At 51.9% G+C, this 25,787-nt stretch carries 22 protein-coding genes, 1 tRNA gene and 1 riboswitch; of the genes, 19 read left to right on the plus strand and 4 right to left on the minus strand.

What is annotated here, in order from left to right; all coding sequences use genetic code 11:
- Positions 1–8 precede the first annotated feature (8 nt).
- From KCG55_RS04640 to KCG55_RS04650, 3 genes are all read left to right on the plus strand, one after another.
- Positions 9–1,505 (plus strand): NADH-quinone oxidoreductase subunit M, encoded by a 1,497-nt coding sequence (locus KCG55_RS04640; RefSeq protein ID WP_070461043.1) that lies wholly within the window; start codon positions 9–11, stop codon positions 1,503–1,505.
- A 9-nt stretch (positions 1,506–1,514) separates the two neighbouring features.
- Positions 1,515–2,957, plus strand: coding sequence for an NADH-quinone oxidoreductase subunit NuoN (gene nuoN, locus KCG55_RS04645; protein ID WP_254323516.1), 1,443 nt, complete (start codon positions 1,515–1,517; stop codon positions 2,955–2,957).
- A gap of 220 nt (positions 2,958–3,177) precedes the next feature.
- Entirely contained in the window at positions 3,178–3,477 is a 300-nt protein-coding gene (locus KCG55_RS04650; RefSeq protein WP_107723882.1) for a DUF2818 family protein, read from the plus strand.
- 150 nt (positions 3,478–3,627) lie between these two features.
- On the opposite strand, the gene KCG55_RS04655 is transcribed toward KCG55_RS04650, so the two are convergent.
- Positions 3,628–4,233, minus strand: a complete 606-nt coding sequence (locus KCG55_RS04655) for a hypothetical protein (protein ID WP_254323517.1) — start codon at positions 4,231–4,233, stop codon at positions 3,628–3,630.
- Positions 4,234–4,765: 532 nt separating this feature from the next.
- Between KCG55_RS04655 and frr the strand changes: the two genes are divergently transcribed.
- From frr to murJ, 14 genes are all read left to right on the plus strand, one after another.
- Positions 4,766–5,323 (plus strand): ribosome recycling factor, encoded by a 558-nt coding sequence (gene frr / locus KCG55_RS04660; RefSeq protein ID WP_049332978.1) that lies wholly within the window; start codon positions 4,766–4,768, stop codon positions 5,321–5,323.
- Between the two features lie 57 nt (positions 5,324–5,380).
- Positions 5,381–6,127 (plus strand): isoprenyl transferase, encoded by a 747-nt coding sequence (locus KCG55_RS04665; protein ID WP_254323518.1) that lies wholly within the window; start codon positions 5,381–5,383, stop codon positions 6,125–6,127.
- 5 nt (positions 6,128–6,132) lie between these two features.
- A complete protein-coding gene (locus KCG55_RS04670) occupies positions 6,133–6,927 on the plus strand; it encodes a phosphatidate cytidylyltransferase (RefSeq protein ID WP_049328736.1) in 795 nt (264 codons plus the stop codon).
- Between the two features lie 33 nt (positions 6,928–6,960).
- Positions 6,961–7,710, plus strand: a complete 750-nt coding sequence (locus KCG55_RS04675; protein WP_003686550.1) for an SIMPL domain-containing protein — start codon at positions 6,961–6,963, stop codon at positions 7,708–7,710.
- 117 nt (positions 7,711–7,827) lie between these two features.
- Positions 7,828–9,012: a 1-deoxy-D-xylulose-5-phosphate reductoisomerase gene (ispC, locus tag KCG55_RS04680; RefSeq protein WP_254323519.1), complete on the plus strand. Its 1,185-nt coding sequence runs from the start codon at positions 7,828–7,830 to the stop codon at positions 9,010–9,012.
- 58 nt (positions 9,013–9,070) lie between these two features.
- Complete coding sequence (locus KCG55_RS04685; protein ID WP_254323520.1) at positions 9,071–10,096, plus strand: YeiH family protein; 1,026 nt, start codon at positions 9,071–9,073, stop codon at positions 10,094–10,096.
- A gap of 328 nt (positions 10,097–10,424) precedes the next feature.
- Positions 10,425–11,765 (plus strand): RIP metalloprotease RseP, encoded by a 1,341-nt coding sequence (rseP, locus tag KCG55_RS04690; RefSeq protein WP_254323521.1) that lies wholly within the window; start codon positions 10,425–10,427, stop codon positions 11,763–11,765.
- A 3-nt stretch (positions 11,766–11,768) separates the two neighbouring features.
- Complete coding sequence (gene bamA / locus KCG55_RS04695; protein WP_254323522.1) at positions 11,769–14,171, plus strand: outer membrane protein assembly factor BamA; 2,403 nt, start codon at positions 11,769–11,771, stop codon at positions 14,169–14,171.
- Between the two features lie 111 nt (positions 14,172–14,282).
- On the plus strand, positions 14,283–14,792 hold the full coding sequence (locus KCG55_RS04700; protein WP_049335761.1) for an OmpH family outer membrane protein: 510 nt from the start codon (positions 14,283–14,285) through the stop codon (positions 14,790–14,792).
- Positions 14,793–14,893: 101 nt separating this feature from the next.
- Positions 14,894–15,934, plus strand: a complete 1,041-nt coding sequence (gene lpxD / locus KCG55_RS04705) for a UDP-3-O-(3-hydroxymyristoyl)glucosamine N-acyltransferase (RefSeq protein ID WP_254323523.1) — start codon at positions 14,894–14,896, stop codon at positions 15,932–15,934.
- Between the two features lie 73 nt (positions 15,935–16,007).
- The gene (fabZ, locus tag KCG55_RS04710; RefSeq protein WP_254323524.1) at positions 16,008–16,457 is read left to right on the plus strand and encodes a 3-hydroxyacyl-ACP dehydratase FabZ; all 450 of its coding nucleotides are present in this window, start codon (positions 16,008–16,010) and stop codon (positions 16,455–16,457) included.
- Between the two features lie 74 nt (positions 16,458–16,531).
- Positions 16,532–17,308: an acyl-ACP--UDP-N-acetylglucosamine O-acyltransferase gene (gene lpxA / locus KCG55_RS04715; RefSeq protein ID WP_003681706.1), complete on the plus strand. Its 777-nt coding sequence runs from the start codon at positions 16,532–16,534 to the stop codon at positions 17,306–17,308.
- Between the two features lie 160 nt (positions 17,309–17,468).
- Positions 17,469–18,644, plus strand: coding sequence for a lipid-A-disaccharide synthase (gene lpxB / locus KCG55_RS04720; RefSeq protein ID WP_254323525.1), 1,176 nt, complete (start codon positions 17,469–17,471; stop codon positions 18,642–18,644).
- Between the two features lie 9 nt (positions 18,645–18,653).
- Complete coding sequence (murJ, locus tag KCG55_RS04725) at positions 18,654–20,192, plus strand: murein biosynthesis integral membrane protein MurJ (protein ID WP_254323526.1); 1,539 nt, start codon at positions 18,654–18,656, stop codon at positions 20,190–20,192.
- An 80-nt stretch (positions 20,193–20,272) separates the two neighbouring features.
- Here murJ and thiC read toward each other — a convergent pair whose 3' ends face one another.
- Complete coding sequence (thiC, locus tag KCG55_RS04730) at positions 20,273–22,162, minus strand: phosphomethylpyrimidine synthase ThiC (protein WP_254323527.1); 1,890 nt, start codon at positions 22,160–22,162, stop codon at positions 20,273–20,275.
- A gap of 96 nt (positions 22,163–22,258) precedes the next feature.
- Positions 22,259–22,358: riboswitch (TPP riboswitch) on the minus strand.
- A gap of 110 nt (positions 22,359–22,468) precedes the next feature.
- On the opposite strand from thiC, the gene KCG55_RS04735 reads away from it, so the two are divergent.
- Positions 22,469–22,545 (plus strand) — tRNA-Met (locus KCG55_RS04735).
- A gap of 171 nt (positions 22,546–22,716) precedes the next feature.
- On the opposite strand, the gene KCG55_RS04740 is transcribed toward KCG55_RS04735, so the two are convergent.
- Complete coding sequence (locus tag KCG55_RS04740; RefSeq protein WP_254323528.1) at positions 22,717–23,853, minus strand: FUSC family protein; 1,137 nt, start codon at positions 23,851–23,853, stop codon at positions 22,717–22,719.
- A 155-nt stretch (positions 23,854–24,008) separates the two neighbouring features.
- On the opposite strand from KCG55_RS04740, the gene rnhB reads away from it, so the two are divergent.
- The gene (rnhB, locus tag KCG55_RS04745; protein ID WP_254323633.1) at positions 24,009–24,602 is read left to right on the plus strand and encodes a ribonuclease HII; all 594 of its coding nucleotides are present in this window, start codon (positions 24,009–24,011) and stop codon (positions 24,600–24,602) included.
- Positions 24,603–24,658: 56 nt separating this feature from the next.
- Here rnhB and KCG55_RS04750 read toward each other — a convergent pair whose 3' ends face one another.
- Positions 24,659–25,663 (minus strand): quinone-dependent dihydroorotate dehydrogenase, encoded by a 1,005-nt coding sequence (locus KCG55_RS04750; protein ID WP_254323529.1) that lies wholly within the window; start codon positions 25,661–25,663, stop codon positions 24,659–24,661.
- Between the last annotated feature and the right edge of the window lie 124 nt (positions 25,664–25,787).

A 25,787-nucleotide genomic window follows, 5' to 3' on the forward strand; every position in this document is an offset into this window, starting at 1 on the left:
TAACCACTATGTTTTCCAACTACCTACTCAGCTTGGCAATATGGATACCCATCGCCGCAGGTGTGCTGGTTTTGGCGACCGGTAAAGACAGCCGTGCGCCGCTGGCGCGTGTGCTTGCCTTCATGGGTGCGCTTGCCGGTTTCTTGGTAACGCTGCCCCTGTTTACTGGTTTCGACCGTTTGAGCGGCGGCTATCAATTTACCGAGTTCCACGAGTGGATTCCGCTTCTGAAAATCAACTACGCATTGGGTGTGGACGGTATTTCAGTGCTCTTTATCATCTTGAATGCGTTTATTACGCTGTTGGTGGTATTGGCCGGTTGGGAAGTCATTCAGAAACGTCCGGCGCAGTATATGGCGGCATTCCTGATGATGTCGGGTTTGATTAACGGTGCGTTTGCCGCGCAGGATGCGATTCTGTTTTATGTGTTCTTTGAGGGTATGCTGATTCCGCTGTACCTGATTATCGGTGTATGGGGCGGCCCGCGCCGCGTCTATGCGTCGGTCAAGCTGTTCCTCTATACGCTGATGGGTTCGCTCTTGATGTTGGTTGCCATGGTTTACCTGTACTATCAAACAGGCAGCTTCTCTATTGTTGATTTCCAAAACATCAAACAGATTCCGTTGGGCGTACAACAGCTTTTGTTTGTGGCGTTCTTCCTGTCATTCGCTGTAAAAGTGCCAATGTTCCCCGTGCACACTTGGTTGCCGGATGCACACGTTGAAGCGCCGACCGGCGGTTCGATGGTGTTGGCGGCAATTACGCTGAAACTGGGTGCGTATGGTTTCTTGCGCTTTATCCTGCCGATTATGCCGGATGCGGCACGCTATTTTGCCCCCGTGATCATCGTATTGAGCCTGATTGCCGTGATTTACATCGGTATGGTGGCTTTGGTGCAAACCGATATGAAAAAACTGGTGGCGTACTCTTCCATCAGCCATATGGGTTTTGTCACTTTGGGTATGTTCCTGTTTGTGAACGGCCAATTGAATGACTGGGCATTGAAAGGCGCAATCATTCAAATGATTTCCCACGGTTTCGTGTCTGCCGCGATGTTTATGTGTATCGGCGTGATGTACGACCGCCTGCATACCCGCAATATTGCCGATTATGGCGGCGTGGTAAATGTAATGCCCAAGTTTGCGGCGTTTATGATGTTGTTCGGTATGGCCAATGCCGGTTTGCCTGCGACTTCCGGCTTCGTGGGCGAGTTTATGGTGATTATGGGCGCGGTTAAAGTGAATTTCTGGGTAGGCGCGTTGGCTGCTATGACCCTGATTTACGGTGCGTCTTATACCCTGTGGATGTACAAACGCGTTATTTTTGGTGCGATCCACAATCCGCACGTTGCCGAAATGAAAGACATCAATTGCCGCGAATTTGCGATTTTGGCGATTTTGGCGGTTGCTGTTTTGGGCATGGGTCTGTATCCGCAAGCGTTTATCGAAGTGGTGCATCAAGCGGCAAACGATTTGATTGCCCATGTGGCACAAAGCAAGATTTGAGGTGTGTAAATGAACTGGTCTGATTTGAATTTAATGCCCGCCATGCCCGAAATCGTGCTGCTTGCGCTATTGGGTGTCGTATTGCTGGCAGACTTGTGGATTTGCGATAAAAACCGCTATTTGACCCATCTGATGAGCTTGGGAACGGTCATTGTCGTGGCCGTCACCCAATTGGCAGTATGGGAGCAGGGCAGTCTGCTTACGTTTAATGGAATGTATATTGCAGACGGCATGTCCCGTTTGGCGAAGCTAGTGTTGTATGCGCTAACATTCAGTCTGTTTATTTACAGTAAACCGTACAACCAAGACCGCCAAATTTTTAAAGGCGAGTTTTATACCTTGTCGCTGTTTGCCCTGTTGGGTATGAGCGTCATGGTCAGCTCGGCACATTTCTTGACTGCGTATATCGGTTTGGAGCTGTTGTCTTTATCGTTGTACGCCATGATTGCCCTGCGCCGCGATTCCGGCCGCTCTGCTGAGGCTGCGCTGAAATACTTTGTATTGGGCGCGTTGGCCTCCGGCTTGTTGCTTTATGGTATTTCCATGGTTTACGGCGCCACCGGTTCCCTTGATTTTGCTTCAGTCTTGGCCTCTGCGGCTAATAAGCAGGCCAATGAATGGCTACTGAAATTAGGCGTGGTATTTATTGTGGTTGCCATTGCATTTAAATTGGGTGCGGTTCCATTCCATATGTGGGTACCCGATGTGTACGATGGCGCGCCAACCTCTGTTACCGCCTTTGTGGGTACGGCTCCGAAAATTGCCGCCGTTGTCTTCGCATTCCGTATCCTGATTACAGGTATGGAAACAATACATTCAGACTGGGCGCCGATGCTGGCCATTCTTGCCGTTGCTTCTTTGGTGGTCGGTAACCTTGCCGCCATCATGCAAACCAATATCAAACGTATGCTTGCCTACTCCACCGTATCGCACATGGGCTTTATTCTGTTGGCGTTTATGGCGGGCGCAGTTGGCTTTACCGCAGGTTTGTATTACGCCATTACTTATGCTGTGATGGCGGCAGTCAGCTTCGGTGTTTTGATGGTATTGTCTACCAAAGACATTGAGTGTGAAGAAATCAAAGACCTCGCAGGCCTCAACCACCGCCATGCATGGTTTGCCTTCCTGATGTTGCTGTCTATGTTCTCCATGGCAGGCATCCCGCCGCTGATGGGCTTCTACGCCAAGTTCGGCGTGATTATGGCGCTCTTGAAACAAGGCTATGTTTGGTTGTCTGTATTTGCCGTCATCATGTCCCTGATTGGCGCGTTCTACTACCTTCGCGTGGTCAAAGTCATCTACTTCGATGCGCCTGATCATGACCAGCCGGTCGGCAGCAACTATGCCGCCAAATTTGTCCTGACGGTCAATGCCTTCCTGCTGCTCCTCTGGGGTATCATGCCGCAAACCGTTATCGACTGGTGTGCCAAAGCATTGGAAAATACCCTGTAAGCTTCAAACAAAAACAACGGCGGCTATTCCAAAGTCGCCGTTTTTGTTAGGATTCGCATTCGGATGAAATATACCCAAAGTTCAGACGGCCTCAAGCCTTTGAACAATCATCAAGCGGGTATCATCAAGATATTGAATATTCCACGGATAATGATGGGCAAGAATGCCCATTTAACATGTTAAAATCACACACAGGCCGTCTGAAAACAGAAAGACTATCATGACCGCATCCATGTACATTCTTTTGCTGTTGGCACTTATCTTTGCCAACGCGCCATTTATTACCACCAAATTCTTCGGCATCATCACCCTGAAACGCAAACACATCGGCCATCACTTAATCGAATTGCTGGCAGGTTTCCTTCTTACCGCGATCCTCGCCTATATCCTCGAATCGCGCGCAGGAGCCGTGCATGCCCAAGACTGGGAGTTTTACGCGACCGTTGTCTGCCTCTACCTGATTTTTGCTTTCCCATGCTTCGTATGGCGTTACTTTTGGAATGAGCGGAATAGAGAGTAGGATGTGAATAAGGAAAAGGCCGTCTGAAAGATTTTCAGACGGCCTTTTTATGTCAAGTACGGATCGCTTTAGGGATGAGCTTTGGAACATTGACCTGGAGTTGCCATATTCAGCTTCATCATGGCAGCTTTGGCAACATCTTCAGAAATTTCAGTTGCTGCTCGCATTGGTATTGACTGCTTCTGGTAACAAGAAACCTTTGTTTTGCAGGTCGCCTAAGCAATTAACGACAATATCTTTGGTTACAGAGATAAATGCCTGATCCAGATTGCTATGGGGAGTCAGCTCTTTTGGTGTGGAGGTTAAACCAAAAGTAGTCACAATAGCGTGATTAAATTCGGAACGGTTTAATTCTTTTTTGCCATCTGAGTAGCTACAGTAGAATTGATAGTAATCCTGAACTGTACTGCCTGCTAATCCAAAAGTCAGACCTGTTTTTATACCGTTACCTACTGCACCACCAATATTGGCGATATTGTTGGCATGGATTTTTAGGCTGTTTTGGGCTTGCGGATCTACTGTTACAATCTTTGTTCCGTTTAGTGCAATTTTGGCAGCTTTTGTTAGAGCCGGATTTGCTTTGGGGAAAGACTTACCATTACGCTCGAACTCTCCTTCTAAACGTATAGGATAAGGTTGATTTGGTACTTTCAAATCACTTTGTTTATATTTTTGATATTCGGTTGAAGTATAAGGATGTGGTACAACACAGGCAGAAAGTGCTAATGCTGAGCATAGAATGAGTAATTTGTTCATAGATATTCTCCAGTTAATTTGCATTTATCTGTTCGTTTTCAGGTGAATTAAATAACGTATTCGAATAAAACCAATTATAACGTAATACAATTTTTATACAAATTTTGCAAACTAATGTGAAAATTTGCATAGGAAGGTAGGTTGCTATATTTGGATTTATCTTGCGAACTTCATTACTTCAGAGAGAAGATTTCAGATAGTGATTGTAGATATTGAGGGCGAGTTAACTTTAATTACCAAGAGTACAACTGTTAGCTTTTGAGTTATGAAAATTAGATGCCGATTGAAAATGATAGGGAGATTTCAGCTTGGGGTCAGCCGGCAAATAAATCAAGCCAAAAGGCCCTGTTGATGTAGTTGCTTGAAACAATAAAGGCCGTCTGAAAGATTTTCAGACGGCCTTTATTTTGTTTGATGTTAAATATCGGTTAGAAAACAAGGCTGTTGGGGCGTAAAGCCTTGTCGTGGGGGCGGTTTAACGGTACTATTCTCGGTTAATCCTGTTTTATTCCTATGAAATTGAAAGTATAAGATGATTAATGATATTCAAAAGACAGCTGAAGGCAAAATGCAGCGTTCTCTGGAAGTATTGAAAGACAATTTGGCGAAAGTGCGTACCGGTCGCGCGCATACCGGCCTGCTTGATCAAGTGGAAGTGGAATATTGGGGCAGCATGGTGCCTGTGAGCCAAGTAGCGAATGTGACGCTTTTGGATGCGCGTACGATTGGTGTGAAACCTTTCGAGAGCAATATGGCTTCAAAAGTTGAGAAAGCGATCCGTGATTCCAACTTGGGCCTGAACCCTGCTTCTGTCGGCGATTTGATCCGTGTCCCTATGCCTATGTTGACTGAGGAACGCCGTAAAGATTTGATTAAAGTGGTACGCGGCGAGGCGGAAGAGGGCCGTGTGTCTATCCGCAATGTGCGCCGTGATGCAAACGACCACATCAAAAAATTGTTGAAAGACAAAGAGATTTCTGAAGATGAAGCCCGCCGTGGTGAGGAAGCGGTTCAGAAATTGACCGACAAATACATTGCTGAGGCAGACAAGCTCTTGGCGGCCAAAGAAGAAGATTTGATGGCGATTTAATCCTGTGTGCAAACCGTTCAGACGGCCTTTGGACGGTTTGCTCCCTGAAAGGCAGACATGAAAAGCAGTACGCAGACGATTTTGGAACACTCTGCCATCCCCCGACATATTGCCGTGATTATGGACGGCAACGGACGTTGGGCAAAGAAGCGTTTTCTTCCCCGCGTGATGGGGCATAAGCGCGGCTTGGATGCGCTGGAGAACATGGTGAAGCATTGTGCTGAGCTGGGTGTGCGGTATTTGACCGTGTTTGCTTTTTCGACTGAAAACTGGCGACGCCCCGAGGAAGAGGTTTCTTTTCTGATGGGGCTGTTTTTGCAGGCTTTGCAAAAGCAGGTGCGCCGTTTGCACGATAACAATATGTGCTTGAAAGTCATCGGCAGCCGTGAGCGGTTTAATGCTGAAATCCTGAAGGGGATTGAGGCGGCAGAGGCGTTGACGGCAAACAATACCGGTTTGACTTTGAGCATTGCCGCCGATTATGGCGGCCGCTGGGATATTTTGCAGGCGGCAAATCAGTTGATTGCCGAAGGTGTCACTGAGATTACGGAAGAGGCGTTGTCGCGCTATTTGATGTTGGGCGATGCACCTGAGCCGGATTTGTTTATCCGAACCGGCGGGGAGACGCGCATCAGTAATTTCCTGCTGTGGCAGATGGCGTACGCGGAATTGTATTTTACGGATACGCTGTGGCCTGATTTTAATGAGAAATCGCTAAACGAGGCGATTGCTTCGTTCCAAAAACGGGAACGCCGCTTCGGGCGGACTTCCGAACAGCTGCCGGTTGAGCAGCAACGGGGTTGAGAACTATGTTGAAACAACGGATTTTGACGGCGCTGTGGCTTTTGCCACTGATGCTGGGTATGCTGTTTTATGCACCTATGTGGCTGTGGGCAGCGTTTTGTGGCCTGATTGCCATGCTGACTTTGTGGGAATATGCCCGCATGAGCGGCTTGGATAAGCTGAAAATCAATCATTATTTGGCTTCAACGCTGGTGTTCGGCGTGATTGCCTATGCCGGCGGTTGGCAGTTGCCTGATTTGGTTTGGTATGTCGTATTGGCGTTTTGGCTGATTGTCATGCCTTGGTGGCTGAAAGCGAAATGGAAGTTAAACGGCGGCTGGCAGGCTTACACGGTCGGTTGGTTGTTGGTGATGCCGTTTTGGTTCGCACTGGTTTACCTGCGCCCTCAGCCTGAAGACGCGCTGTCTTTATTGGCGATTATGGGTTTGGTGTGGGTGGCCGATATTGGCGCGTATTTCTGCGGCAAATCGTTTGGTAAGCGCAAAATTGCGCCGACCATCAGCCCGGGTAAAAGCTGGGAAGGTGCGATTGGCGGCGCATTATGCGTTGCCGTGTACATGACCATCGTATGGAAAGCCGGTTGGCTGGCTTTTGAAGCCGGCTGGTTAAAAACTATTTTTATCGGCTTGATTTTGACCGTTGTCAGCGTGTGCGGCGATTTGCTGGAAAGCTGGCTCAAACGTGCGGCAGGTATCAAAGACAGCAGCAATCTGCTGCCGGGACACGGCGGCGTGTTCGACCGTGTGGACAGTCTGATTGCCGTTATCAGCATTTATGCCGCCTTTGTGTATTTGTTTTAAACCGCCTGTCTTACATGGTTGGGGGAGCTGATTATGTCCGAACAAAAACAGATTTCATCTTTATCGATCTTGGGCGTATTGTTGGCACTGGGATTGATGGCTGCGGCGTTTATTTTGGGCGTGCAGTTTAAGAATCTGCGCCAGCCGGGGACAATTACCGTAAAAGGTTTGGCAGAGAAAAACTTCCAATCCGACAGCGCGACGTGGAATACGGGCGTGAACGCACACGGCGAGAGCTACCAGGAAGTTTTGGATTTGCTGACGGCAAGACGCAAGAAGCTGTCTAAATTTTTGGGCGAGCAAGGCTTTGCGGCGGCTGAAATGAAAGTGGGCCTGCCCGAAGTGTCGCGCGTTTTCAATGAAACCCGCGACGAACTGGGCAACGTAACCCGCACGCCCAACGGCTACGATGGCGACCTCAATATTGTGGTCAACACCAAAAAACTGGACAAAATTCAAGCCGCCCAGCGCGCCATTTTGAATTTCCGTGCGCAAAACGAATTTATCCGCTTCGACAATCCGCAATATTTGCTAGGCAATTTGGAAACCATCAAACGCGATTTGATTACGCAGGCGACTGAGGATGCGCAGAAACGCGCGGCTGAGTTTGCCAAAACCGGCGGCGGCAAAGTGGGCGCCATGCGTTCTGCTTCGCAAGGCTCGTTCAACATCTATGCCGACACCGGCAGCAGCGAGGACGACGAGTACGGCGGTTCTTACGATAAAAGCACCGTCGGCAAGCAAGTCCGACTGGTTGTTACCATCGAATACGGCATTGAGTAATTCTTTCAGACAGCCTTTTCAGCTGGGAGGCAAAAGGCCGTCTGAAAATTGAAAACGGCAAAGAAATTTATTTCAAACACAATGAATACCGTTTGCACAGCACATAAAGAACACACCATGATACAACAAGTTCTGACCATATTAGGCAGTACCGGCAGCATAGGCGAAAGCACTTTAGACGTTGTCTCCCGTCATCCTGAGAAATTCCGCGTGTTCGCGCTGGCAGGGCATAGGCAGGTGGACAAGCTGGCGGCGCAATGCAAACAGTTCCGCCCGGAATATGCCGTTGTCGGCGATGCCGGCCATGCCGCCAAACTGGACAAGAAACTCAAACAAGAAGGCATCAGTACGCAGGTTTTATATGGTTCTCAAGCCCTGATTGATGTGGCTTCAGCCGATGAAGTCAGCGGCGTGATGTGTGCCATTGTCGGCGCGGCTGGTTTGCCGTCGGCTTTGGCCGCTGCTCAAAAAGGCAAAACCATTTATCTGGCAAACAAAGAAACGCTGGTGGTTTCCGGCGCATTGTTTATGGAAACTGCCCGTCAAAACAGCGCCACTGTCTTGCCGATTGACAGCGAACACAACGCCATTTTCCAAGTATTGCCAAGGGATTACACAGGCCGTCTGAATGAGCACGGTATCAATTCGATTATCCTGACCGCATCGGGCGGCCCCTTCCTTAACACCGATTTAAGTACATTTGACAGCATTACGCCCGAGCAGGCGGTCAAGCATCCGAATTGGAGCATGGGTCGCAAAATTTCCGTCGATTCCGCGTCAATGATGAATAAGGGCTTGGAATTGATTGAGGCGCATTGGCTGTTTAACTGTCCGCCGGAAAAACTGGAAGTCGTCATTCATCCGCAATCTGTGATACACAGTATGGTGCGTTATCGCGATGGTTCGGTATTGGCGCAGTTGGGTAATCCCGATATGCGTACGCCGATTGCTTATTGCTTGGGCCTGCCGGAACGTATCGATTCCGGCGTGGGCGAGCTGGATTTCGGCGCATTGTCCGCATTGACTTTCCAAAAGCCTGACTTTGACCGTTTTCCATGTCTGAAACTTGCCTATCAGGCCATGAATGCAGGCGGCGCCGCGCCTTGCGTGTTGAACGCTGCAAACGAAGTTGCCGTGGCCGCTTTTTTAGATAAACGAATCAAGTTTACCGATATTGCCAAAGTCGTTGCTCACTGCCTTGCTCAAAATTTTTCAGACGGCCGTCACGATATCGAAGGCCTGCTGGCGCAAGATGCGGAGACCCGAAGGCAGGCTCGGGAATTTATGGCTGCATTAAGATAAATACAATAGGCAAAACAGGTATCACCAACGGTGCGGCAGATTTTGCGGGAGGCGTAATATGAAGAAACGTTTGTTCGTAATAGGGCAGTTGGTGCCGCTGTTGGCAGCATCGGTATTGTGTATGGCAGGGGCGCACTCCCCCGTTTTAAGCGGCTGGGGCATCAGCCCGCTCACCTTGGCGATTGTTGCCGGAATGCTGCTGGGCAATACATTGTTGCTGCGTATGCCTGACTTATGGGCGCGGGGAATTGCGTTCGGCAAAACATGGTTGTTGCAGGTGGGCATCATGCTTTACGGTTTCAGGCTTACTTTAAGCCAAGTGGCTTATGTGGGCTGGCCTGCTTTGCTGGCGGATGCGGCAGTGGTGGCGGGAACCATGCTGCTGGCCGTGAAGCTGGGCAGACGGTTTCGGCTCGATGCCAAAACCGCCGCATTGGTCGGTGCGGGCAGTGCGGTATGCGGGGCGGCGGCGGTATTAGCGGCGCAGCCGGTGCTGAAGGCGGAGGAACGCGATGTAGGCGTGGCGGTGGCGACCGTGGTGGTGTTCGGTACGCTGGCCATGTTTGTGTATCCGCTGTTGGCCGCATCGCTGCTGCCTGACGATGCTTCTGCCGCAGCATGGTTTGCCTGGGGTATTTATACCGGTTCCACCGTGCATGAAGTGGCGCAAGTGGCGGCGGCAGGAGCGGCGGTTAACCCTGTCGTAGCCGATGTGGCGGTCATCACCAAAATGATCAGGGTGATGTTGCTGGCTCCGTTGCTGCTGGCACTTCCCGCCTGTACAGGCGGCAGGGACGGACGGGCAAACGGCAGACGTTTTGCCGTGCCGTGGTTTGTGCCGGCATTTCTGGTGATGGTGGTTGTCAACAGTTGGTTTCCCCCTCCGCCGCACATTTACCGGGCAGTACTGACGCTGGATACGCTGCTGCTTACCACGGCAATGTTCTCACTGGGATTGACGACGCGCTGGCAGGCAGTGCGGGCGGCGGGTGTCAAACCGCTGCTGTTAGCGGGCATATTGGCCGTATGGCTGATGATAGGCGGCGGCGTGTTATCGTATGCTGGGTATTGGCTGTTTAAATAACGGTAGACCTGTAAGACAGGTTGGAAAGAGCAACAAACCATCGGACGGACTGCGACTTTATTTCCTGCAATGCCGTAACGGAACAGAATCTCAAACGGCCGCCTTGACGCTTGGTACAACGGTCGGAGACACAGACGCGGATTTTGCGTGTTTCCTCTGCCGGCTGAAAAAATCGGATTGTGTCTGTCTGATGTGTCCGTTTAAATGACAGGCCGTCTGAAACGCCAACCGCTTGGCATTTAGGCAGACAAAATGGAACAACTGCCTTTATAATCGGTTTTCAGACGGCCTTATCTGTTGATTATCACATTCCATTCAGGGGATTTTTTTGCAAACCTTTTTAGCCTTTATCGTCGCCATTCTGATTTTGGTCAGCCTGCATGAGTTCGGACACTATATTGTTGCCCGCTGGTGTGGCATTAAAGTCGTGCGCTTTTCCGTCGGCTTCGGTAAGCCCTTTTTCACCCGAAAACGCGGCGATACCGAGTGGTGTCTTGCCCCGATTCCGCTGGGCGGTTACGTTAAAATGGTCGATACGCGCGAAGGCGAGGTGGCGGAAGCAGATTTGCCGTACGCCTTTGACAAGCAGCATCCGGCCAAGCGTATCGCCATTGTTGCTGCCGGCCCTTTGACCAATTTGATTTTGGCCGTTTTGCTTTACGGTTTGAGCTTTTCCTTCGGCGTAACCGAGTTGCGCCCCTATGTCGGCATGGTCGAGCCTGCCAGTATTGCCGCCAAAGCAGGTTTTCAGGCAGGCGATAAAATTGTATCGGTCAACGGAATTACCGTTAAAGACTGGAGCGATGCGCAAACCGAGATGGTGTTAAACCTTGAAGCCGGCCCTGTAAAAGTCGCCGTTCAGACGGCCTCAAATACCCAAGCTATCCGCATAATTGATGCTGCCGGCACGCCTGAAGCAGGTAAAGTTGCGAAAAACCAAGGCAACATCGGCCTTTTGCCTTTTAGAATTACTAACCGCATCGGCAAAGTCTTGGCCAATAGTCCGGCCGAAAAAGCAGGTTTGAAGGAAAACGACAAACTGCTGACCGCCGATGGGAAACCCATCGAAAGCTGGCAGGCATGGACGGAACTCTTCCGCGCCAGCCCCGGCAAACGAATCGAGCTGACTTACGAGCGCGACGGTAAAATACTGGCGACCGCTATCCGGCCGGACAGCGTCGAGCAGTCGGCAGGCGTACTGGTGGGTAGAGCAGGGCTTGCCGCCCAGGCGGATAAAGAGTGGGATAAAACCATCCGCTACCGTTATACGCCTTCCGTTGCCCAAGCCTTTGAATTGGGTTGGAACAAAACCGTCAACTATTCGTGGACGACCCTCAAATTTTTCGGAAAACTGGTTACAGGCAATGCCTCTTTAAACCATATTTCCGGCCCCCTGACCATTGCCGATGTCGCCGGACAATCCGCCAAACTCGGATTGCAGAGCTACCTCGAATTTCTGGCCTTGGTCAGCATCAGCTTAGGCGTGTTGAACCTTTTGCCCATACCCGTTTTAGACGGCGGACATCTGGTTTTCTATACCGCCGAATGGATACGCGGAAAGCCTTTGAGCGAGCGCATACAGGCAGTCGGCCTGCGCTTCGGACTGGCAGCCATGCTTTTGATGATGGCTGTGGCTTTCTTTAATGACATCAACCGTTTGTTTGGATAATTTATGAAACTGAACCAGATTGCTTCCGCTTTAATGGTATTGAGCCTGTCGCCAATGGCATTGGCTGACTTTACCATTCAGGACATCCGCGTCGAAGGCCTGCAACGCACCGAGCCGAGTACCGTCTTCAACTACCTGCCCGTTAAAGTCGGTGATAATTTCAATGATGCGCGCAGTGAAGAAATCATCAAAAAACTCTACGCAACCGGTTTCTTTGACGACGTACGCGTCGAGACCATGGACAATCAAGTACTGTTGACCGTGATTGAGCGTCCGACCATCAGCTCACTCAATATTACCGGCGCGAAAATGCTGCAAAACGATGCCATCAAGAAAAACCTTGAAGCATTTGGTTTAGCGCAATCCCAATACTTCAATCAAGCAACGCTGAACCAAGCCGTTGCCGGTTTGAAAGAAGAGTATTTGAGCCGTGGCAAACAGTCTGTCCAAATCACTCCGACCGTAACCAAACTCGCCCGCAACCGCGTGTCTATCGATATTGCCATCGAAGAGGGCAAATCTACCAAGATTACCGATATTTCATTTGAGGGCAACGAAGTTTATTCCGACCGCCGTCTGATGAAACAAATGTCCCTGAGCGAAGGCGGCATGTGGACTTGGATCACCAAGAGCAACCAGTTCAATGAGCAAAAATTTGCTCAGGACATGGAAAAAATCACCAATTACTACCAAAACAACGGCTACTTCAACTTCCGTATTTTGGATACCGACATCCAAACCAACGAAGACAAAACCAAGCAGACCATTAAAGTAACCGTCAGCGAAGGCGACCGCTTCCGCTGGGGCAATGTACGCATCGAAGGCGATACGCTGGAAGTGCCTAAAGAAGATTTGGAAAAACTGCTGACCATGAAGCCGGGCAAATGGTATGAGCGCGCGCAAATGTCCAATTCGCTCGAAGCCATCCAAAACCGCATGGGTCAGGCAGGTTACGCATTCAGCGAAATCAATGTCCAACCGATTCCAAATGCCGAAACGCATACCGTTGATTTTGTGTTGACCGTTCAACCGGGCCGCAAAATCTATGTGAACGAAATCAACATTACCGGCAACAACAAAACCCGTGACGAAGTCATCCGCCGCGAGTTGCGCCAAATGGAATCGGCGCCTTACGACTCTGCCAAACTGCAACGTTCTAAAGAGCGCGTTGAGTTGTTGGGCTACTTCGACAACGTTCAATTTGATGCGGTTCCTGTGGCCAATACCCCTGACCAAGTTGACCTGAACATGAGCCTGACCGAACGTTCTACCGGCTCGCTCGACTTGAGCGCAGGTTGGGTTCAGGATACCGGTTTGGTGATGTCTGCCGGCGTGGCTCAAGACAACCTGTTCGGTACGGGTAAATCCGTTGCCCTGCGTGCTTCCCGCAGTAAAACCACAGTAAACGGCTCGTTGTCGTTTACCGACCCATACTTCACACCTGATGGCGTAAGCTTGGGCTACGACCTTTACGGCAAGACTTACGACCCGCGTAAAGCTTCTTCCAGCGCGAAACAGTATAAAACCACGACTTTCGGCGGCGGTTTGCGTATCGGTATTCCGGTTACCGAATATGACCGTGTGAACTTCGGTTTGGCCGCAGAACGCTTGACCGTGAACACCTACAAAGGCGCGCCTAAACGCTATGCCGACTTTATCAACCAATATGGTAAAGGCGACGGCAGCGGCGTAGGTAACTTCAAAGGCTGGTTGTACAAAGGTACCATCGGCTGGGGCCGCAACAAAACCGACAATGCCTTGTGGCCGACCCGCGGTTACCTGACTGGCGTAAACGGCGAAATCGCCTTGCCGGGCAGCGACCTGCAATACTACACCCTGACCCACAACCAAACTTGGTTCTTCCCGTTGAGCAAAGATTTCACATTGATGCTGGGTGGCGAAGTCGGTTATGGCAACGGCTACGGCAAAACCAAAACCATGCCGTTCTTTGAAAACTTCTACGGCGGCGGCTTAGGCTCTGTCCGCGGCTTTGAAAGCGGTACGCTGGGCCCGAAAGTTTATGACGAATACGGCGAGAAAATCAGCTACGGCGGTAACAAAAAAGCCAACGTTTCCGCAGAGTTGCTCTTCCCGATGCCGGGCATTAAAGACTCGCGTACCGTCCGTCTGAGCCTGTTTGCCGATGCGGGCAGTGTGTGGGACGACAAAACCTACAACGACGGCAGCAGCAATTCTTATTACACCAATGGCGCGCTTCAAAACGTGTATGGCGTAGGCACAACGCACAAATCGACATTCAAAAACGAATTGCGTTACTCTGCCGGTGCTGCCGTGACCTGGCTCTCTCCGCTGGGTCCGATGAAGTTCAGTTATGCTTATCCGATTAAGAAAAAAGAAGGCGACGAAATCCAACGCTTCCAATTCCAACTCGGTACGACATTCTGATGATGTTTAGGCCGTCTGAAACCGGGTTTGTCCGTTTCAGACGGCCTCATGGCAGATTGGCGGCAAGCTTATTGCAAACCGCCCGTTTGTTTTCAAGCAAGGATTTTTATCATGAGTAAAATAGCTGACACCCTCCGAGTCCTCGCCGTAGCCCTGCCGGGTTTCGTGCTGTTGCCGCAAGCGGCGGCGGATGGCGTGCAGAAAATCGGTTTTATCAATACCGAGCGCGTTTATCAGGAATCCAAGCAGGCGCAAAACATTCAGATGACTTTGGAAAAAGAGTTCAAAAGCCGTCAAACCGCCTTGCAAAAGCTGCAGCAGGAAGGCGAGGCTTTGGAGCGAAAACTGAGTAGCGACAAGCTCAGCGACAGCCAAAGGGAAGCGGAAACCCAAAAATGGCGCAATCTGGTACAGAAATTCCGCAAGCAGCAGACCGAGTTGGCAGAAGACTACAACCTGCGCCGCAATGAAGAATTCGCCGCGCTCCAGCAAAATGCCAACCGCGTCATCGTCGATTTGGCCAAGCGCGAAGGTTACGACTTCATCTTGCAGGACGTGATTTACGTCAACGGCCGCTATGATATTACCGACAGCGTTATCAAAGCCCTAAACGCTCACTGACCCTGCTCGGCAGCGAATATAACCACACAGACAAACCTAAGGCCGTCTGAAACCCAAATCGGCATCTTTCAGACGGCCTGACATCTTGACGGCAGATTATCATGACTTCACAAGCGTACACCCTGTCCCAAATCGTTTCCCAGCTTGGCGGCGAATGGAAAGGCGAAGACATCGCCATTACCGCCGTCCGTCCGTTGGATCAGGCGCAGGCGGAGCACATCAGTTTTTTGGCCAACCCGAAATACAAAGCCGAAGTACACGACAGCCAGGCAGGCGCAGTGATTGTGTCACCGAAAGCCGCAGACGAATTTGCGGGCCGCAACCTGATTGTGGCTGCCGACCCTTATCTTTATTTTGCCAAAGTGGCACGATTGTTCTCGCCGATTGTCAAAGCACAGGGCGGCGTACATCCGACCGCCGTTGTCGAGGCCAGCGCCAAAGTACCGGCAAGCTGCGAAATCGGCGCGAATGCCTATATCGGCGCGAATGCCGTATTGGGCGAAGGCTGCCGTATTTTGTCTAATGCCGTTGTTCAACACGATTGCACGTTGGGCGATGAAGTCGTGCTGCATCCCAACGCTGTCATCTATTACGGCTGTACTTTGGGCAACCGTGTCGAAATCCACAGCGGCGCCGTCATCGGTGCGGACGGTTTCGGCTTGGCCTTTGCCGGTGATTCATGGTTTAAAATTCCGCAAACCGGCGCCGTCACGCTGGGCGATGATGTGGAAATCGGTTCAAACACCAATATCGACCGCGGCGCAATGAGCGACACGACTGTCGGCAACGGCACCAAAATCGACAACCAAGTCCAAATCGGCCACAACTGCAAAATCGGTTCGCACACCGTTATCGCCGCCAAGACCGGCATTTCCGGCAGCGTCACCATCGGCAATTATTGTATTATCGGCGGCGGCGTCGGCACGGTCGGACACATCGAAATCGCCGATAAAACCACCATCGGCGGCGGTACATCCGTCACTCACAGCATTACCGAAAGCGGCCAGCATCTGGCCGGTATTTTCCCGATGTCGGGCTACAAAGACTGGGCGCGCAATGCCGTTTATATCCACCGTTTGAGCGAAATGAACAAACGCCTCAAAACGCTGGAAAAACAGCTTGCCGACAGCGACGAAGCCTAAAGTCGGTGCAAACAGTCCGCGCCCCGCATCCGAATACGTTTAAACCCAATACAAACAAGGAAAGACGAACATCATGGACGTACAACTCCCGATCGAAGCCAAAGACATTCAAAAACTTATTCCACATCGTTATCCGTTTTTGCAACTCGACCGCATTATTGCGTTCGAACCGATGAAAACCCTGACTGCGATTAAAAACGTCACCATGAACGAGCCGCAGTTCCAAGGCCATTTTCCCGGCCTGCCCGTGATGCCCGGCGTGCTGATTATCGAAGCCATGGCGCAAGCGTGCGGCACACTCGCCATCCTCAGCGAAGGCGGCCGCAAAGAAAACGAATTCTTCTTCTTCGCCGGTATCGACGACGCCCGTTTCAAACGCCAAGTCATCCCCGGCGACCAACTGGTTTTTGAAGTCGAGCTGCTGACCAACAAACGCGGTATCGGCAAATTCAACGCCGTTGCCAAAGTCGACGGCCAAGTTGCCGTTGAAGCCGTGATTATGTGCGCCAAACGCGTGGTGTAAGAATGGGACAGGCCGTCTGAAAGTTCAGACGGCATCTTGCAGGCAATACCTGTATCAGACAGCAAGGAGACAGCATGACCCTTATCCATCCGACCGCCGTCATCGACCCTAAAGCCGAACTCGACTCCAGCGTCAAAGTCGGCCCATACAGCATCATCGGCCCCAATGTGCAAATCGGTGCGAATACCGAAATCGGCCCGCACGTCGTCATCAACGGCCATACGACCATCGGTGAAAACAACCGCATTTTCCAATTTGCCAGCCTCGGCGAAATTCCGCAGGACAAAAAATACCGCGACGAACCTACTAAGCTGATTATCGGCAACGGCAACACCATCCGCGAATTTACGACGTTCAACCTCGGTACGGTCACCGGCATCGGCGAAACCCGTATCGGCGATGACAACTGGATTATGGCCTACTGCCACCTTGCCCATGACTGCGTGGTCGGCAACCATACCATCTTCGCCAACAACGCCTCACTTGCAGGCCACGTTACCATCGGCGACTACGTCGTCTTGGGCGGCTACACGCTGGTGTTCCAATTTTGCCAAATCGGCGACTACGCCATGACTGCGTTTGCCGCCGGCGTACACAAAGACGTACCGCCATACTTTATGGCTGCTGGCTACCGCGCCGAACCGGCCGGCCTCAACAGCGAAGGTATGCGCCGCAACGGTTTCACGGCCGAACAGATTGCCTCCGTCAAAGATGTGTATAAAACCATTTACCATCGCGGCATTCCGTTTGAAGAGGCCAAGGCAGATATTCTGAAACGCGCCGAAACCCAAAGCGAATTGGCGGTATTTAAAGACTTTTTTGCACAATCCACACGCGGCATTATCCGTTGATTGATGGATTGAAGGCCGTCTGAAACTTTTTCAGACGGCCTTTGGATTGCAAAAATCCGCGTAGTGGGGCAGGTTTCCTGTCCGTTTACTGCCGATGCCGTTTGAAAACGGGCGGGCAAATGTCCGCCACAAAATCTTTTAGCTTCCGAACCTCAACAACATGAACCCCAATTCTTCCCCCCTTATCGCCATCAGCGTCGGCGAAGCTTCCGGCGACTTGCTCGGCGCACATTTAATCCGTGCCATTAAGGCGCGTTGCCCGAACGCGCGGTTTACCGGCATCGGCGGCGAGCGCATGAAGGCGGAGGGTTTCGAGAGTTTGTACGATCAGGAAAAGTTGGCGGTGCGCGGTTTTGTTGAGGTCATCAAACGCCTGCCGCAGATTTTGAAAATTCGCAAAGGGCTAGTGAGCGATTTAATCCGCCTCAAGCCGGATGTGTTTATCGGCATCGATGCGCCGGACTTCAATCTCGGCGTGGCGGAAAAACTCAAGCAGGCAGGCATTCATACCATTCATTACGTCAGCCCGTCGGTTTGGGCGTGGCGGCGCGAACGGGTCAATAAAATCGTGCATCAGGTCAACCGCGTGTTGTGCCTGTTTCCGATGGAGCCACAGCTATATATCGATGCCGGTGGTAAGGCCGAATTTGTCGGCCATCCGATGGCGCAAACCATGCCGGTGGAAGCGGATAGGGCGGCGGCGCGGCAGAAGCTGGGTGTGCCTGCGGACGTGCCTGTGTTTGCCATATTGCCCGGCAGCCGCGTGAGCGAAATCGATTACATGGCGGCGGTGTTTTTTCAGACGGCCTTATTGCTGCTGAAACGTTATCCGCAGGCACAGTTTTTGCTGCCGGTGGCAACGGCTGCAACGCGCAAACGCATTAGCGAAATTTTGGCGCAACCTGAGTTCTCAGCCCTTCCCATTACGTTGACCGACAAGCAGTCGGATACGGTTTGCACCGCTGCCGACGTGGTATTGGTTACCAGCGGTACGGCGACTTTGGAAGTGGCCTTGTGCAAGCGGCCTATGGTCATCAGCTACAAAATTTCGCCGCTGACTTATGCGTATGTGAAAAACAAAATCAAAGTGCCGCATGTCGGTTTGCCCAATATTCTGTTGGATAAAGCCGCCGTTCCCGAGTTGCTGCAACATGATGCTGTCCCTGAAAAACTGGCGCAGGCCGTGGCAGACTGGTATGACCACCCTGAAGCCGTGGCTGCGTTGGAACAGGATTTCCACGCCTTGCATCTGCTGTTGAAAAAAGATACGGCGGCATTGGCGGCGGCGGCAGTATTGGAAGAAGCCGGATTTTCAGACGGCCTGAAAGACAAGTAAGGAAAATACATGAATTTATTGGGAGCCTTGGCCAAGGTTGGCAGCCTGACAATGGTATCGCGCATTTTGGGCTTTGTGCGCGATACGATTATTGCCCGTGCGTTTGGTGCAGGCATGGCGACGGATGCGTTTTTTGTCGCGTTCAAACTGCCCAACCTATTGCGGCGCGTGTTCGCAGAGGGCGCGTTTGCCCAAGCCTTCGTGCCGATTTTGGCGGAATACAAAGAAACCCGCTCACCCGAAGCCACGCAGGCATTTGTGCGTCATGTGGCCGGTATGTTGTCGTTTGTGTTGGTCATTGTGACTGCGCTGGGCATACTTGCTGCGCCGTGGGTGATTTATGTTTCCGCGCCCGGTTTTGCCAAAGATGCCGATAAGTTTCAGCTTTCCATCGACCTGCTGCGGGTAACGTTTCCTTATATTTTATTGATTTCACTATCCTCTTTTGTCGGTTCGATACTCAATTCCTATCATAAATTCGGCATTCCCGCCTTCACACCGACATTTTTGAACATCTCCTTTATCGTCTTTTCCCTGTTTTTCATACCGTATTTCGATCCGCCTGTTATGGCTTTGGCGTGGGCGGTATTTGTCGGCGGCGTGTTGCAGCTGGTGTTCCAACTGCCTTGGTTGGCGAAACTGGGCTTCTTGAAAATGCCCAAACTCAGCTTTAAAGACGCAGCGGTCAACCGCGTGATGAAACAGATGGGGCCGGCTATTTTGGGCGTGAGCGTGGCGCAGATTTCCTTGGTTATCAACACCATTTTTGCCTCGTTTTTGCAGTCCGGCAGCGTGTCATGGATGTATTACGCCGATCGACTGATGGAATTGCCTACCGGCGTTTTGGGCGTGGCACTCGGTACAATCTTATTGCCTACCTTGTCTAAACACGCCGCCAGTCAGGATACCGAGCAGTTTTCCGGCCTGCTCGACTGGGGTTTGCGCTTGTGTATGCTGCTGACCCTGCCTGCCGCCGTCGGCCTTGCCGTGTTGTCTTTCCCTCTGGTTACGACCTTGTTCATGTACCGTGAGTTTACGCTGCACGACGCGCAAATGACCGAACACGCGCTGATTGCCTACTCCTTCGGCTTGATCGGTCTGATTATGATTAAAGTGTTGGCACCCGGATTCTACGCGCGCCAAAACATCAAAACCCCCGTTAAGGTCGCTATTTTCACGCTGATTTGCACGCAGTTGATGAACCTTGCCTTCATTTCACCGCTCAAACACGTCGGCCTGTCCCTCGCTATCGGTTTGGGCGCGTGTCTGAATGCAGGCTTGCTGTTTTTCCTTTTACGCAAACACGGCATCTACCGCCCCGGTAAAGGATGGGCGGCGTTTTTGGTCAAAATGGTCATCTCTTTGGTCGTCATGGGTGGCGGTTTGTGGCTGGCGCAATATTATCTGCCGTTTGAATGGGTGCACGTCGGTGGCTTTAAAAAAGCAGGCCAACTCTGCGTCCTGATTGCCTTGGGCGGCGGTCTTTACTTTGTTTCCCTCGCCGCGCTCGGCTTCCGTCCGCACCATTTCCGCAGGGTGGAAAAATAAACAGCCGGAGGGCGTTTAAAGACTATTCGCTAAAAAGGCCGTCTGAAACATTTTCAGACGGCCTTTTCTTGCGTTACGTTTTAACTGTAAAGCTTCGCTCCTTTTTTGACGAACTCAATCGCTTTTTCTTCCATGCCTTGCCGTTGGGCTTTTTGCTTGTCGGCGTAGTCGCGCACTTCCTGCGTGATTTTCATCGAGCAGAATTTGGGGCCGCACATCGAGCAGAAGTGGGCGATTTTTGCGCCTTCGGCGGGCAGGGTTTCGTCGTGGAAGCTCTCGGCGCGTTCGGGGTCGAGGCTTAAGCGGAATTGGTCGCGCCAGCGGAACTCGAAACGCGCCTTGCTCAGGGCGTTGTCGCGCAACTGTGCGCCCGGCCAGCCTTTGGCGAGGTCGGCGGCGTGGGCGGCGAGTTTGTAGGTGATGATGCCGGTACGCACGTCTTCTTTGTCGGGCAGGCCGAGATGCTCTTTCGGGGTCACGTAGCAGAGCATGGCTGTGCCGTACCAGCCGATATTGGTCGCGCCTATACCCGAGGTGATGTGATCGTAGCCGGGGGCGATGTCGGTAACGAGCGGGCCGAGTGTGTAGAAAGGCGCTTCAAAGCAGTGTTGCAGCTCTTCGGTCATGTTTTCTTTCACGCGTTGCAACGGTACATGGCCTGGGCCTTCGATCATGACTTGGACGTCGTGTTCCCACGCTTTGGCGGTCAATTCGCCCAAGGTGTGCAATTCGGCAAATTGGGATTCGTCGTTGGCATCGGCAATGCAGCCGGGGCGCAGTCCGTCGCCGAGGCTGAACGACACGTCGTAGGCTTTCATGATTTCGCAAATTTCATCGAAATGTGTGTAGAGGAAGTTTTCCTGATGATGGGCAAGGCACCATTTCGCCATGATGGAGCCGCCGCGCGATACGATGCCGGTGAGGCGGTTGGCGGTCATCGGTACATAACGCAGCAATACGCCTGCGTGCAGGGTGAAATAATCCACGCCTTGTTCCACCTGCTCGATTAAGGTATCGCGCACCAAATCCCAAGTCAGGTCTTCGGCGATGCCGCCGGTTTTTTCCAACGCTTGGTAAATAGGCACGGTACCGATGGGGACGGGCGCATTACGGATAATCCATTCGCGCGTTTCGTGGATGTGTGCGCCTGTGGATAAGTCCATAATCGTGTCTGCGCCCCAACGCAGCGACCACACCATTTTTTCGACTTCTTCGGTCAGGCTGGAAGTGACGGCGGAGTTGCCCAAGTTGCCGTTGATTTTGACACGGAAGTTGCGGCCGATAATCATCGGTTCGAGTTCGGGATGGTTGATGTTGGCAGGGATAATCGCGCGTCCGGCGGCGATTTCTTGGCGCACAAATTCGGGTGTGATTTGGTCGGGATGGGTCGGGATATTCGCACCGAAACTTTGTCCTGCGTGTTGTTTCAAGAGCTTGGCGTATTCAGGCCGTCTGAAAAGTTCGTCCAGCTTCATGCGTTCGCGTATGGCGACAAACTCCATTTCCGGCGTGATGATGCCTTGGCGGGCGTAGTGGAGCTGGGTTACATTGCGGCCTGCTTTGGCACGGCGCGGGCGGGTGATTTGGTTGAAGCGCAGATGGGCGGTTTTCGGATCGTGTGCGCGTTCGGTGCCGTATTCGCTGGAAAGCTTGGGCAGGATTTCGGTGTCGTCTCGTTCCTCCAGCCATGCGGTGCGGACGTGCGGCAAACCTTGTTTCAGATCGATGTGTGCCGCCGGATCGCCGTATGCGCCGCTGGTGTCGTACACCGGAATTGGCGGATTGGCTTCCGTACCTTGCGCCGTGTAGGTGTCGTCCTGACGGATTTCGCGCAAAGGCACGCGGATGTCGGCGCGGCTGCCCGGGATATAGACGCGGTCGGAATTGGGATATTGGAAGCGGATGCCGATGTCTTCGCTCAAGTCGGAAAGACGGCGCGCCTCATCGCCGGTTTTTTTAGCGGTAGTCATAAAAAATTGCTCCTGTTTCTCGGTTATAAAATAGAAACAGGAGCATTGCTTTTTTTTTCAGACGGCCTTGTGGATAGCTTCAATCAACCGTTTAAAATCACATTTGCCGAAACTCCCCACGCAGGTATTATCCTGTTCGGGTGTAAAGGGTATTTCTCAGCCGCTCGGTTTGAAAGCAGCACCCCTGTTTCTTTATTAACGAAAATTAAACCATGCTGACGGTTTTTTGTAAAGCGGCGTTTTTCGCATTTTCTGTCAAAAACACTTGACAGCGATTCCGTCTTTCCGTATAGTTACAACTCCAGACGCGGGATGGAGCAGCATGGTAGCTCGTCGGGCTCATAACCCGAAGGTCGTAGGTTCGAATCCTGCTCCCGCAACCAAATATAAAAATCCCCTGCAATCGCAGGGGATTTTGCTTTATGCGGCATTTATTGTTAATTGGATTGATTGAAAGGCCGTCTGAACCATTGGGTTTCAGACGGCCTTTTTTATTGGCCGATGTCATCGGCAGTTAATTCCCTTTTATTTTGAGTTTGTGTTTTTCAGACGGCCTATTGTTGCTTCGGATCGGTATCGTTGCGCAGGTGTTCTTTCAGGCGTTGCAACTCTTTTTTGTCCAACCATTTATTGCGCGAACGTTGCAACAGGATCACCAATGCGGCGATTTCGTTACGCATATTGGTACTGAGCCAGAGGAAGCCCTGCCAGTCGTAATGCAGGCGGGCGGCCGGTTTGCTTAGTTCGGTATTGAGCGAAGTATCGATGCGGATACGGCGGGCGTAGTGGCCTTTGATGAGGCGGACGGTCAGGCGCAGCTCGCGTTGGAGTTGGTTGAAATGGCGGTCGAGCAGGCGGATTTCGCTTTCGTTGAGCGTGGGCGCGCGCAGTTTGGCGGCGGTGGTCAGGAGCAGCTCGGTGGTGGTGACGATTTTGCGGTGGGCATGCTGCATGGCTTCCATCATATTGCTGCTGATGTGGCTTTCGCCGGATGTGGCGGCCAGATGGCTGCGGCTTTTGACCATGCGGGCGTTGATTTTGCGCATTTTAATCATGTTTTGTTCCAAACGTTCGCGCGTCATGCGCTTGCCGTTGCTGATTTCGGCAATCATTTTGGCGCAGTCGGTGAGGTTGTCGGCAAGCATGAAGCGCCACATCAGGGTGGAGCGCAGGGGCAGGAGTTTGGCGGCGGCAATGGCGATGGCGGCACCAATCAAAACGTTCATGGCACGCATCAGGCCGCTGTCGAGCCAGTGGTGGCTGCTGTCGCCGATGAGCATGCACATGGTCAAACCGGCAAGCATGGCGACATAACCGTTTTTGCCGACCGCAGACCAACCGGCCACTGCGCTGGCGGCACCGATAATCAGATAGAAGAAAACGCCGTTTTGCAAATAATGTTGGTTCAACCATAAAACGGCCAAACCGACGCCCAAACCGATGGCCGTGCCGAGCATGCGTTCGACTGCTTTGGAGTAAATCGCGCCTTGGAATTGCAGCATGCCGAGGACGACAAAGACGGTCATGCCGATCCATTCGCCGTGTTGCAGGTGGAAGACTTTGGCCAACAGGGTAGAGAACACGATCGCCAAGCCGAGGCGGAAGGCGTGGATATGGCGGCGATAGCGGTAGCGTTCGTAGGCGTTGAGCCAGCGTTCGGAAAAATGGAGGCGTTCGGATTGGGCAGGCATGTTGTAAGACGTATTAGGTATGTGGGGATGTAAATTATAACTGATTGGTAAAGCAGATGAAATTTGAACCACTCCCAAACGGTTTGAACTATTGCAGAATTTCTCTGCCGCAAGCGGATATAATGGTGGCTTTGAATCAGACAGGCGGTGAAGAAATGGCGACGGTTTTAAGCGCAGGCGTGGACGAAGCGGGACGCGGCCCTTTGGTTGGCAGCGTATTTGCGGCGGCAGTGATTTTGCCGGAACATTTTGACCTGCCGGGTTTGACCGACTCAAAAAAGCTGAGCGAAAAAAAGCGCGATATGTTGGCGCAGATGATTAAGGAACAGGCGGTTGCGTGGAGCATTGCCTTTGCCGACCCCGACGAAATCCTGCAACTGAACATCCTGCACGCAACCATGGCTGCTATGAAGCGCGCAGTCGAGGGGCTGTCGGTCGTGCCCGACAAAGTGTGGATAGACGGCAACCGTGTGCCGAAAGATTTGAATGTCCCTGCCGAAGCCGTGGTCAAAGGAGACAGCAAAATCATCGAAATTTCCGCCGCTTCGGTTTTGGCCAAAACCGCGCGCGATGCGGAAATGTATGAATTGGCGAAACGCTATCCGCAATACGGGTTTGACCGCCACAAAGGCTACGGCACGGCGCAACATTTGGCCGCTTTGAAACAATACGGCGTCTTGCCGGAACACCGCCGCAATTTCGCACCGGTCAAAACCTTATTGGCACAAGGCAATCTGTTTGAAGAATGAAAGCATAGCAAAAGGCCGTCTGAAAGATTTCAGACGGCCTTATTTTTGGAAAAGTATTATTTCAACGCAGCCAAACACTCTTTAATCAACTCAGGGCCGCGATAAATCAAACCGCTGTACACCTGCACCGCACTAGCGCCCAAACGGATTTTTTCTGCCGCGTCCGCGCCGTTCATGATGCCGCCGACGCCGATAATCGGCAGCTTGCCGTCAATGCGTTCTGCCAAAAGTTTCAACACCTGATTGCTTTTCTCGCGTACGGGCAAGCCGCTCAAGCCGCCTTGTTCGCCAGCGAGCGGATGGCTGCCCAAGCTTGATTTGTCGATGGTCGTGTTGGTGGCGATGATGCCGTCCATTTCTACGGATTTGACCACATGGGCGATGTCGTCGATTTGCGCCTCGTCCAAATCCGGCGCGATTTTAACCGCCAGCGGCACATATTTGCCATGTGCGGCCGCCAGTTGCGCCTGTTTGTTTTTCAAGGCTTCCAACAATGCGCTCAACTCGTCGCCGCCTTGCAAGGCGCGCAGGTTTTTCGTATTGGGTGAGGAAATATTGACCGTGATGTAGCTCGCGTGGGCGTAGGCTTTTTCCAAGCAAATCAGATAATCATCGGCCGCGTTTTCAATCGGCGTAACGGCATTTTTACCGATGTTGATGCCTAAAATGCCTTTAAAGCGGCTGTTTTCAATGTTACGGATCATCGCGTCGATGCCATGGTTGTTGAAACCCATGCGGTTGATGATACCTTGGTGTTCGGGAACGCGGAAAAGGCGCGGCTGCGGATTACCCGGCTGCGGCTTGGGCGTTACCGTGCCGATTTCGACAAAGCCGAAACCCAAAGCGGCAAACGCATCGATACACTCGCCGTTTTTGTCCAAACCCGCCGCCAAGCCGACCGGATTGGGCAGCTGCAAACCCATCAGCTCGGTTGGCCGGGTGTGGCCGTCCACCTTGGGCAGCAGGCCGAATTTTTCGGCGGTACGCAAACTGTTGAGCGTGAAATGATGGGCCTTTTCTGCATCGAAACGGAACAGGATGGGGCGGACGAGTGAATACATGGCAGCGGCTTTCTGAACGGTTGATGAATTTGGCGTTATTTTACCTGAAACCGATAAACTGCCCCAAACGTCTGTATTGATATGATTTTATTGTTTGGTGTCAAATGAAAATAAATAGGGCTTT

The organism is Neisseria subflava, assembly GCF_024205745.1.
Classification (GTDB): domain Bacteria; phylum Pseudomonadota; class Gammaproteobacteria; order Burkholderiales; family Neisseriaceae; genus Neisseria; species Neisseria flavescens_B.